Below are 11,290 nucleotides of genomic sequence, written 5' to 3' on the forward strand. Positions count from 1 at the left end.
GGAAAATTAATTTATGCTATACTATTTGTTCGAATATTTGGAAAAAGAATACCAATTGCCAGGGGCAGGACTGTTTGAGTTTTTAACATTTCGTGCTTCTTTGGCGGTGTTGTTGTCCTTATTTATCGCTACCGTTTACGGTAAGAAGGTTATAGTATTCCTTCAGAAAAAACAAATAGGAGAAACAGTGAGAGATCTTGGTCTTCAAGGACAAAGCCAAAAAGCTGGTACGCCTACCATGGGAGGACTCATCATAATAATGGCAACCCTTATTCCAGTGCTATTGTTCGCCAAATTGAGCAATATTTATGTGATTCTTTTGATCATTACCACTTTGTGGATGGGGGCAATAGGGTTTTTGGACGATTATATTAAAATTTTTAAAAAGGATAAGGAAGGATTAAAAGGAAGATTCAAAATATTAGGGCAAGTTGTTTTAGGGCTTATCGTCGGAACAACCTTATACTTTCATCCAGGGGTTACCATGAAGGAAAGTTCTCATAAGATGACATCTCAAGGAACCGTAATGGAGCAACAGGCCAGTGAAGAAATAAAATCGATCAAAACGACCGTTCCTTTTTTTAAGAACAATGAATTAGATTATACCAGCTTTATCTCATGGATGGGAAAAGGAGCAGAAAAATATGCTTGGTTGGTTTTTATTCCTATAATAATCATTATAGTAACGGCGGTATCCAATGGCGCTAACCTCACCGATGGAATAGACGGGCTGGCCGCGGGTACCTCGGCCATTATTGTATTGACCTTGATGATCTTTACCTGGATATCGGGGAACTATATCTTTTCTAATTATTTAGATATAATGTTCATACCCAGAGTAGGAGAATTAGTTGTCTTTTTAGCGGCCTTTGTGGGGGCTCTAGTAGGGTTTCTATGGTACAATGCCTATCCCGCCACGGTTTTTATGGGAGATACGGGAAGTTTGACCATTGGAGGTATTATTGCGGTGATCGCTATAATCATTAGAAAAGAATTGTTGATCCCAATTTTATGTGGAATATTCTTTGCGGAATCTATTTCTGTGATGCTACAAGTGGGATATTTTAAATATACGAAGAAGAAATTCGGTGAGGGAAAACGGATTTTTTTAATGGCACCCCTGCATCATCATTATCAGAAAAAAGGGTATCATGAGAGTAAGATCGTTACCCGGTTTTGGGTAGTAGGGATTCTTTTGGCAGTTATAACCATCGTTACCTTAAAGGTTCGTTAAAATGAAATGAGAATGACCGAAAATTGGTTGCAAATACGAATTCAGCTATGCGAATTACATATGACCGTTAAAAAACAATAAATAAAACACATATGAAAAGATTAGTGGTTTTAGGGGGAGGAGAAAGTGGGGTTGGCACCGCTATATTGGGTTTGCAAAAAGGCTACGATGTTTTTGTGTCGGATAAAGGCACTATAAAGGAAGAGTATAAAAAGGTTCTTAGGGACTATAAAATTGATTGGGAAGAAAATCAGCATACAGAGGCTAAAATCTTAAATGCCGATTTGGTGATGAAAAGTCCGGGTATACCAGACAATGTGCCCTTAATTAAATTGTTAAAGGATAAGGATATTCCTGTTGTTTCGGAAATAGAATTTGCTTTTAATTATACTAAAGCAACAGTTATCGGGATTACAGGGAGCAATGGGAAGACAACCACTACGGCATTAGTAAACCACCTCTTAAAAGAAGGCGGTTTAAAAGTGGGAATGGCGGGGAATATTGGGGATAGTTTCGCAAAAATGGTGGCTAATACCGATGTCGATTACTATGTTTTGGAAATCAGTAGTTTTCAGTTGGACGGGGTGGTCGATTTTAGGCCCAATATTGCCATCTTAACGAATATTACACCAGATCATCTGGATCGGTATAACTATAATTTTGAGAGTTATATAGCCTCAAAATTCAGGATTGCAAAAAATCAGACCAATGAAGACTATTTAATTTACGATGCCGACGATGAAGTGATTGTAGATTGGTTATCGAAAAACCCGGTAAAATCGAAGTTATTGCCTTTCTCATTAGAGAAAAAATTAAATGAAGGGGCGTATTTGGAAGATGATAAAATTATTTTGATCATAAAAAATAAGATCATGGAGATGAATACAGATAATTTGGCCTTGGAAGGAAAGCACAACCTTAAGAATACCATGGCAGCAACAACTGCGGCCAAGCTAGTAAGTATAGGGAAGGATTCGATCCGTCGTAGTGTGGAGAGCTTTCAGGGGGTAGAGCACAGGTTAGAGAAAGTGTTGAAGATTCATCACGTACAATATATCAATGATTCCAAAGCTACCAATGTCAATGCAACTTATTACGCATTGGAAAGTATGAAAACACCAACGATTTGGATTGTCGGTGGGGTAGATAAAGGGAATGAGTATAAAGAATTAATGTCCTTAGTAAGGGAAAAGGTAAAGGCTATTATTTGTTTGGGAGTTGATAATTCTAAAATAAAGGATGCTTTTGCAAACGTTATAGATAGTATACAGGAAACGACAACTATGAAAGAAGCAGTTGCCATGGCCTACAGATTGGCCGAACGTGGCGATACGGTTTTATTGTCTCCTGCTTGTGCAAGTTTTGACCTTTTCGATAACTATGAGGATAGAGGGAATCAGTTTAAAAGAGCAATACATAAATTATAGTAGGTGGCTGGGTTATTTAAAAATATAAGTGGAGATAAGGCTATTTGGGCAGTGGTAGCCCTTTTGGCGTTATTTTCATTTTTACCAGTGTACAGTGCCAGTAGCAACTTGGTGTATGTGGTAGGTAGCGGAACCTCTATCGGCTATTTAGTAAAGCATGCCTTTCTGTTACTTCTAGGCTTTGGGATTATTTATGGGGTTCACCGTATACCGACCCACTTTTTTAAGGGGTTATCTTTAATAGCTATGCCGGTGGTGTTGCTTTTATTGGCGTTTACCTTGGCACAAGGAGACGTAATAGACGGTGCCAATGCTAGCCGTTGGATACGTATACCAGTGGTTGGGATTACTTTTCAAACTTCTAGTTTAGCTTCTGTGGTGCTTATGATATATGTGGCCAGATACTTGACTAAAATAAAGGATAGGACCGTTACTTTTAAAGAAAGTATTTTGCCGTTATGGACGCCGGTGTTTTTGGTGATCATGCTCATCTTGCCAGCGAATTTTTCCACTGCCGGGATTATGTTTAGCATGGTGCTGCTTTTGTGTTTTCTGGGAGGATACCCCATACGTTATTTAATGGGGATTATAGGGGCAGGAGTGTTGCTGCTTACCATATTCATCCTTACGGCCAAGGCGGTTCCGGATTTATTTCCGAACCGAGTAGATACCTGGATGAATAGAATAGAAAGTTTTTCTAATCCGGAAGATACTGAAGGTAATTACCAAATAGAAAAAGCAAAAATCGCTATTGCTACGGGGGGTATTATAGGTAATGGCGCAGGGAAAAGCGTTATGAAGAATTTTTTACCACAGAGTTCTTCAGATTTTATATATGCCATTATTGTAGAAGAATATGGGTTGATCGGTGGATTTACTCTAATGTTCTTTTATTTGCTGTTGCTCTTTAGGATTGTGGTGGTAGCCAATAGCCATCCAACAATTTTTGGAAAGTTACTAGTGTTGGGAGTTGGACTCCCTATAGTCTTTCAGGCATTGATAAATATGGCCGTGGCGGTAGAGTTGTTTCCGGTTACCGGACAAACATTGCCCTTGATCAGTAGTGGAGGAACATCGAGTTGGATGACCTGTTTGGCAATAGGGATTATTCTTAGTGCCAGTAACAAAAAAAGTCAGTCCGAATCAGAAGAAATAGATGAGAATAACCCTTTAGAAGTATTAAGTGGACAATTATAGGTTTATACTTTCGGGAGGTGGTACAGGCGGACATATATATCCGGCCATTGCTATCGCCAATGAGTTAAAAGAAAGATTTCCCGATGCTGAAATTTTGTTCGTAGGGGCAAAAGACAGAATGGAGATGGAAAAAGTACCACAGGCTGGTTATAAAATAGAGGGCTTGTGGATAAGTGGGGTTCAACGGAAACTGACCCCTAAAAATTTAATGTTTCCCCTTAAAGTAATAAGTAGTTTGGTGAGATCGGCTAGCATTCTTAATAAGTTTAAACCCCATGCTGTTATAGGTACGGGAGGGTTTGCAAGCGGGCCCCTTTTAAAGGTAGCGTCGGTAAAGGGTATTCCATGTCTGATCCAAGAACAAAATTCTTATGCAGGAATCACTAATAAGTTATTAGCCGATAAGGTTAAAAAGATTTGTGTGGCCTATGAGGGGATGGATAAGTTTTTTCCGAAAGATAAAATCGTGAAAACAGGAAACCCAGTTCGGTCAGATCTGATTTCCCTATCAGAAAACAGGGATAATGCTATGCAATTCTTTAACCTGGATATGGATAAGCCCACATTATTGGTGTTGGGGGGGAGTTTAGGAGCTAGACGCATCAATGAATTGATAGAGGATAAACTATCTTTTTTTAAAACTTTCGGATTGCAACTGATTTGGCAATGTGGTAAACTGTATTATGAAGAATACAAAAAGTACGATAGCGAAGAGGTAAAGGTATATCCATTTATAAACAGAATGGATTTTGCCTATACGGCCACCGATATGATTATCTCGCGTTCAGGGGCAGGAGCAGTTTCGGAACTGAGTATTGTGGGAAAGCCGGTAATTTTTATACCCTCGCCAAATGTGGCAGAAGATCATCAAACCAAAAATGCCAAGGCATTGGTAGCAGAAAATGCTGCGGTTATGATTGCTGAAAGGGATTTGGATACTGAGTTTGAAGAGGATTTTACCGATTTAATGCTGACAAAAAATAGACAACAGGAGTTGAGTGACAATATAAAAAGAATGTCCTTGCCCGATGCCACTAAGAGGATTGTTGATGAGATCGAAAAAATGTTGGGTAAAGGGTAGTTGCTTTTAAAGTATAAGCAGGAATAAGGGCCCTGAAGAAGGGAGTGAAAAGGTTTCCGGATATTTTAAAATAGTTGACCTTGAAATGTATAAAATTAAATGTACGGCATAATCGCCTTAAGAATTAAAGCATAAAAATGAATATAAAAGATATACATAACGTCTACTTTATCGGTATAGGTGGCATTGGTATGTCTGCACTTGCCAGATACTTTAAGTTTATAAAAAAGGCGGTAGCCGGTTATGATAAGACGGCATCTCCGCTGACCCAGGATATGGAAGGTATGGGAATTGATATTCATTACGAGGATAATTTAAAGTTAGTACCGAAAGAATGTTTGGATAGCGAAAATACATTGATTGTATATACTCCGGCTGTACCTAAAGACCATTCAGAATACCGCCATTTTATCGATCGGGGTTTTACGGTAAAAAAACGGTCAGAAGTATTGGGGCTGATCACCAGGGATACCTATTGCCTAGCGGTGGCCGGGACCCATGGCAAGACAACTACTACTTGTATTTTAGCTCATTTGTTAAAAGAGTCAGGTTTTGCTATGACCGCCTTTTTGGGTGGTATATCAGAAGATTTTAATAGTAACTTTTTATTGGAAGGCACAAAGTATTCTGTGGTAGAGGCCGATGAGTTCGACCGCTCATTTTTACAGCTCTCTCCGGATATTGCTTGTGTAACTTCTATGGATGCCGATCATTTGGATATTTACGGCAATAGTGAGGCATTAAAAGACTCCTTTGTTGCGTTCACGAAAAGATTGAAGCCCAATGGAAAGCTTTTTGTACGCAATGGTTTGCCTATAGAGGGGATTACTTACGGGATTGAAGACGATTCGGAGTATTGCATCCGAAATATAAAAATAGAAAATGGAGCCTACATATTTGATTTGGTAACTCCGGAGACGACGCTCAGCGGAGTAAAGTTCCATAAGCCTGGGGAGCACAATTTGCTCAATGGCTTAGTTGCCTTTGCAATGGCGATACAAGCTGGTGCCCCGCCACATCGCCTTGCAAAAGCATTGGAGACTTTTAAGGGAGTTCAAAGAAGGTTCTCGTATCAGATAAATACGGAGGAATTCATTTTTATTGATGACTATGCGCATCACCCAACAGAGATTAATGCGGTGTACCAAGCGGTTTCCCAAATGCATCCAGGGAAAAAAGTATTGGCCGTTTTTCAGCCACATTTATTCTCCAGAACAAAAGACTTTGTAGACGACTTTGCAAAAAGTTTGGCTAAGTTTACCAGTATAGTCTTGTTAGATATATATCCGGCAAGGGAGCAACCAATTGAAGGGGTAAGCTCGCAATGGTTGCTGGATAAGATTAAAAATCCTAATAAAAAATTAATAGAAAAGTCTAATCTATTAGCTGAAATAAAGGCGCAGAAGCCCGAAGTTTTAGTAATGATGGGGGCAGGGGATATTGGTTTAGAGGTAGCAAATATTAAAAAAGAATTATTATGAAAATTAATTGGAATTTCTTTGCGATGGGAGTCCTGTTATTTACAGTAATAGGTCTTTATATATTTGCGAACCATCGCAATAATCGGAGACATATAGAAAAGGTGAACATTTCTTTTATAGGTGATCAAAATTTTTATCTTAGCCATGAGGGCGTTCAAAATTTGTTGATACAAAAATTAGGGAACTTAGAAAACTTGCCTAAAGAAAAATTAGTTTTGAATGCTGTAGAAAAACTAATAGAATCTAATGAAATGGTGAAAAAAGCCCATGTTTATTTGACAATAAAGGGGGAGTTAAGGGCTAAAATAGAGCAGCGTAAGCCCATCGGGCGAGTAGAAGGTGTTGCGAAATATTATGTGGATGAGGATGGAAAACGTATGCCTTTATCGAATAACCATTCGGCACGAGTTCCTTTGGTTACGGGAAACGTTACAGAGCAAAGCCTAGGTGACGTACATGATATTATAACATTTGTTAACCGGGATGATTTTTTAAAGAAAAACGTGATAGGTATACACGTAACAGAGGATCTAAATTATCTTTTAAAGTTTAGAATGGATAATTTTGTGGTCGATTTGGGGAGAACAGAAGAGATGCCCAAGAAATTTAACAATTTTAAGGCCTTTTATTCGAAGGCATATAAGGACAAAACATTGAGTCAATATAGTAGAGTTAGTTTAGAATTTAATAACCAGGTAGTTTGCACCAAAATATAAGGTATGGAACAAGGTAAATATTCAGTTGGTTTAGACATTGGTACCACCAAGATTGTAGCTATTGTTGGCAAGGAAAATGAGTACGGAAAGATTGAAGTTTTAGGTATTGGGAGGTCTAAAAGTCTTGGGGTGCACCGGGGCGTGGTCAACAATATTACCCAGACCATAAAATCTATTCAAACAGCCGTAGCGGAAGCAGAAGCAAATTCTGGTTTGAAAATTGAAAACGTAGTGGTCGGTATTGCTGGGCAGCATATAAGAAGTTTACAACATAGTGATTATATAACGAGATCTAATTCTGAAGATGTAATCAATGAGGAAGATGTAGAAAAGCTATGTAATCAAGTATATAAATTGGTAATGCTTCCAGGGGAAGAAATTATCCATGTATTGCCTCAAGAATTTAAAATTGATGGGCAAGGAGAGATCAAGCAGCCTATGGGGATGTACGGAGGTCGGCTCGAAGCCAATTTTCATGTGGTAGTAGGGCAGGTATCGTCTATCCGTAATGTTGGTCGCTGTATAAAAAGTGCAGGCTTGGGCTTGGGCAATATTACTTTGGAGCCTTTAGCTTCGGCAAACGCAGTACTTAGTCAGGAAGAAAAAGAAGCTGGTGTGGCTTTGGTAGATATCGGTGGCGGTACTACCGATTTAGCGATATTTAAAGATGGGATAATCCGTCATACGGCCGTAATTCCTTTTGGTGGAAATGTAATAACAGAAGATATCAAAGAGGGATGTTCTATTATAGAAAAACAGGCAGAGCTATTAAAAATAAAATTCGGGTCGGCTTGGCCAGGAGAAAATAAGGACAATGAAATTGTTTCTATCCCCGGATTAAGAGGAAGAGAGCCAAAGGAAATTACCTTAAAGAATCTCTCTAAAATTATTCATGCCAGAGTAGTGGAAATTGTAGAGCAGGTATATGTAGAGATAAAGAACTACGGGCATGAAGAGCAAAAGAAAAAATTGATCGCCGGCATCGTACTAACTGGTGGCGGAAGCCAGTTAAAGCATTTAAAGCAATTAGTAGAATACATCACCGGAATGGATACGAGAATAGGATATCCTAACGAGCATTTAGCGGGGGATTCCGATGAGGAAATAGCGAGCCCTTTGTATGCTACAGCGGTTGGTTTATTAATGAATGCCGTGCAAAATAAACCAAAAGGTGTTTCCGAGGAAGAGGAAATTCTGATGGAAGAGACCACGGAAAAAGAAATCGTGGCGGAAGATTCAAAAATAGAGGCTAAAAAAGAAAAAGTAAAAGCTGAAAAATCTATTTTTGAAAGATTTACTGAAAGATTTAAGAATTTTTTAGATAGCGCAGAGTAAGACAATTAAGAAAGAACGTAGGAAAGCAACCAGTAAACAAGAAAAGATGAGCAAAAGCACAGAATTCGAAAACATATCTTTTGATTTACCCAAGAATCAAAGTAACGTAATCAAAGTCATCGGTGTCGGTGGGGGAGGTAGCAACGCGATCAATCACATGTTCCAGGCCGGAATCAATGGGGTCGATTTTATTATTTGCAACACCGATTCGCAGGCCTTAGAAAATAGCCCTGTACCCCATAAGATACAGTTAGGGGTTTCATTGACCGAAGGATTGGGGGCTGGTGCCAACCCAGAGGTTGGGGAACAAGCTGCGATCGAAAGCATGGAAGAAATTAAAAACATGTTGGATACCACTACAAAAATGATCTTCATTACGGCTGGAATGGGCGGTGGAACAGGAACTGGTGCTGCGCCTGTAATTGCCAAGATGGCTAAGGAAATGGATGTACTTACGGTTGGGATCGTTACCATGCCCTTTCTTTTTGAAGGTAAAATGCGTTGCCAACAAGCTCAGTTGGGGATCGAAAAACTTCGTGCTAATGTAGATTCTTTAATTGTCATCAACAATAATAAATTAAGAGAAGTATATGGCAACCTTGGGTTTAAAGCCGGATTCTCTAAAGCGGACGAAGTCTTGGCTACTGCTGCGCGTGGTATCGCAGAGGTAATTACGCATCACTATACTCAAAACATAGATTTACGTGATGCCAAAACGGTGCTTTCCAATAGTGGTACTGCCATTATGGGATCTGCTATTTCTTCGGGCTCTGCAAGGGCCCATGAGGCTATTATGAAGGCATTGGACTCGCCCTTGTTGAACGATAATAAAATTACCGGTGCCAAGAATGTGTTATTGCTTATTGTTTCGGGGTCCCAGGAAATTACCATTGATGAAATAGGGGAAATTAACGACCATATCCAAAATGAGGCAGGATTTGGAGCAAACATCATTATGGGTGTTGGAGAAGATGAGGGACTGGGCGAAGCGATCGCAGTAACGGTTATTGCCACGGGTTTTAATATAGACCAACAGGATGATATTGTAAATACCGAAACAAAAAAAATCATTCATACGTTAGAAGATGAGCAAAAAGCGGAACAAGTATTGGTTTCGAAAAATGTGGTTCATCAGTTGGTCGAGGATAAACAGGAAGTTAAAACGGAGCCTATTAAACATACATTAGACGAGAAGACTTCCGAGGGAGACTTAGTGTCTACTAGTGAATATATAAAAAACCTTACTGTCTTTCATGAAGAGGTGGCATCAAAAAGTGCCCAAGACGATTTTATTATTATTGACACCTCTAACACAGTAAAAGAGATGGAAGTCGTAGATGCTCAGGAAATAACGAACGAGGTGCCAGGTGAAGATCAATTCGAAATCAGTTTCGATATGCCTTTAGCTAAGAAATCGGAAGCCGATGAGGTGGAAGAGGAGCAAATTGTCACCTTGGATTTTGATGATGAGGTTAAGAATATGGCCGTAAAGGATCCTGTGGAGGTAACCCCATCCGTCGATTATAATAAAGGTGGAGAAAAGCGATATAGCCTGGACGATTACATGGATTTGGAGAGTAAACTGAATAGTGCTCAATCAAAATCCAAAGAGACTGCCAAACCGACCATTGTAGAGGAAGAACTTAGAATAGAAAAGCGCACCGTTCTAAAGCAGGAAGCAAAACCTAGCGAAATTGTCGAGGAGGTAGAAGATCCAATGAATACTCCAATTCATTTATTGCTAAAAGAAAGAGCAGACGAACGAAGAAGAAAATTAAAAGATTACAATTATAAGTTTCAAAACAGTCTTAATAACTTGGAAGAGATTTCTAAACAACCTGCGTATAAAAGGCAGGGAATAGATTTAAATGAGACCCCTAGAGAGAACAAGATTTCTAGAACAACTTTGGGTGAAGATGGTAATGATGAGATTAGATTAAGGTCTAATAATTCATTTTTACACGACAATGTGGACTAGGATAAAAATAGCTGTTTTTTTTATAAAGTTTAAACCCGAAAATTACGGTTATTTTCGGGTTTATTTTTTATCTTCGCAGCGCTAAAAATATAAAGAGATGAGTTTACAGCAAAGGATAATGGAAGATATGAAGGCTGCAATGAGAGCCAAGGATACAGTAGCCTTGGAATCTTTAAGAGCTATAAAATCGGCTTTATTATTGGCAAAAACAGAAACTGGATCCGGCGAAGAACTCTCTGAAGAAGAGGAAGTGAAACTGGTTCAAAAATTGGTGAAGCAAAGAAAAGACAGTGCCGCTATTTATATAGAGCAAGGACGTGAGGATTTAGCCGCACCGGAAATTGCGCAGGCCAGAGTTATTGAGAAGTTTTTGCCAGAGCAATTAAGCGAGGAAGAGGTAGAAAAAGTAGTTCTGCAAACTATAGAAAGTATCGGAGCTTCAGGAATGAAGGATATGGGGAAAGTAATGGGATTGGTGTCAAAGGAATTGGCAGGAAAAGCCGATGGGAAAACCATTTCTAATATTGTTAAAAATAAATTATCTTAGCAAAAAATAGATCGGTCTTTACAGACTGATCGCTACTTATTATTGGCCGCGTGGCGCAACTGAATAGCGCATCAGATTTCGGCTCTGAGGGTTGGGGGTTTGAATCCCTTCGCGGTCACTACAAGCACAAAGCCTGCAACGAAAGTTGCAGGCTTTGTTGTTTTATATAAAATACGAAGCCCTGCTTCAGTATTTTATATAAAACAACAAAGCGTATTGCCTCGCAATACAGGCTTGTATTTGCAAAGGGGACCGTCAAGGGAAAGGCGCAGCCAATCCCCGCTAAAACAACAA

General features: G+C 39.2%; 9 protein-coding genes and 1 tRNA gene. All 10 read left to right on the forward strand.

Features of this window, described 5'->3' with window-relative positions; genetic code table 11:
* Positions 1 to 13 precede the first annotated feature (13 nt).
* The 10 genes from mraY (at position 14) to BUA16_RS10210 (ending at position 11,114) form a co-directional block, all read left to right on the forward strand.
* A complete protein-coding gene (gene mraY / locus BUA16_RS10165; RefSeq protein ID WP_072764638.1) occupies positions 14 to 1,234 on the forward strand; it encodes a phospho-N-acetylmuramoyl-pentapeptide-transferase in 1,221 nt (406 codons plus the stop codon).
* Positions 1,235 to 1,326: 92 nt separating this feature from the next.
* Complete coding sequence (gene murD, locus BUA16_RS10170) at positions 1,327 to 2,661, forward strand: UDP-N-acetylmuramoyl-L-alanine--D-glutamate ligase (RefSeq protein WP_072764639.1); 1,335 nt, start codon at positions 1,327 to 1,329, stop codon at positions 2,659 to 2,661.
* Between the two features lie 3 nt (positions 2,662 to 2,664).
* The gene (locus tag BUA16_RS10175; RefSeq protein ID WP_072764640.1) at positions 2,665 to 3,858 is read left to right on the forward strand and encodes an FtsW/RodA/SpoVE family cell cycle protein; all 1,194 of its coding nucleotides are present in this window, start codon (positions 2,665 to 2,667) and stop codon (positions 3,856 to 3,858) included.
* On the forward strand, positions 3,845 to 4,939 hold the full coding sequence (gene murG / locus BUA16_RS10180) for an undecaprenyldiphospho-muramoylpentapeptide beta-N-acetylglucosaminyltransferase (protein ID WP_072764641.1): 1,095 nt from the start codon (positions 3,845 to 3,847) through the stop codon (positions 4,937 to 4,939). The genes BUA16_RS10175 and murG overlap by 14 nt, the downstream gene beginning before the upstream one ends.
* A 137-nt stretch (positions 4,940 to 5,076) precedes the next feature.
* Entirely contained in the window at positions 5,077 to 6,420 is a 1,344-nt protein-coding gene (gene murC, locus BUA16_RS10185) for a UDP-N-acetylmuramate--L-alanine ligase (protein WP_072764642.1), read from the forward strand.
* Positions 6,417 to 7,136, forward strand: a complete 720-nt coding sequence (locus BUA16_RS10190) for a cell division protein FtsQ/DivIB (protein WP_072764643.1) — start codon at positions 6,417 to 6,419, stop codon at positions 7,134 to 7,136. The genes murC and BUA16_RS10190 overlap by 4 nt, the downstream gene beginning before the upstream one ends.
* 3 nt (positions 7,137 to 7,139) lie before the next feature.
* Positions 7,140 to 8,471 carry a cell division protein FtsA gene (gene ftsA, locus BUA16_RS10195; protein WP_072764644.1) on the forward strand — a complete coding sequence of 444 codons (1,332 nt, stop codon included), beginning with the start codon at positions 7,140 to 7,142 and terminating at the stop codon, positions 8,469 to 8,471.
* Positions 8,472 to 8,517: 46 nt separating this feature from the next.
* The gene (gene ftsZ / locus BUA16_RS10200) at positions 8,518 to 10,449 is read left to right on the forward strand and encodes a cell division protein FtsZ (protein ID WP_072764645.1); all 1,932 of its coding nucleotides are present in this window, start codon (positions 8,518 to 8,520) and stop codon (positions 10,447 to 10,449) included.
* 97 nt (positions 10,450 to 10,546) lie between these two features.
* Complete coding sequence (locus BUA16_RS10205; protein ID WP_072764646.1) at positions 10,547 to 10,996, forward strand: GatB/YqeY domain-containing protein; 450 nt, start codon at positions 10,547 to 10,549, stop codon at positions 10,994 to 10,996.
* 44 nt (positions 10,997 to 11,040) lie between these two features.
* A tRNA-Arg gene (locus BUA16_RS10210) sits at positions 11,041 to 11,114 on the forward strand.
* Positions 11,115 to 11,290: the final 176 nt, after the last annotated feature.

Origin of the sequence: Arenibacter nanhaiticus, assembly GCF_900141935.1 — a bacterium.
In the GTDB taxonomy this organism is placed as follows: domain Bacteria; phylum Bacteroidota; class Bacteroidia; order Flavobacteriales; family Flavobacteriaceae; genus Arenibacter; species Arenibacter nanhaiticus.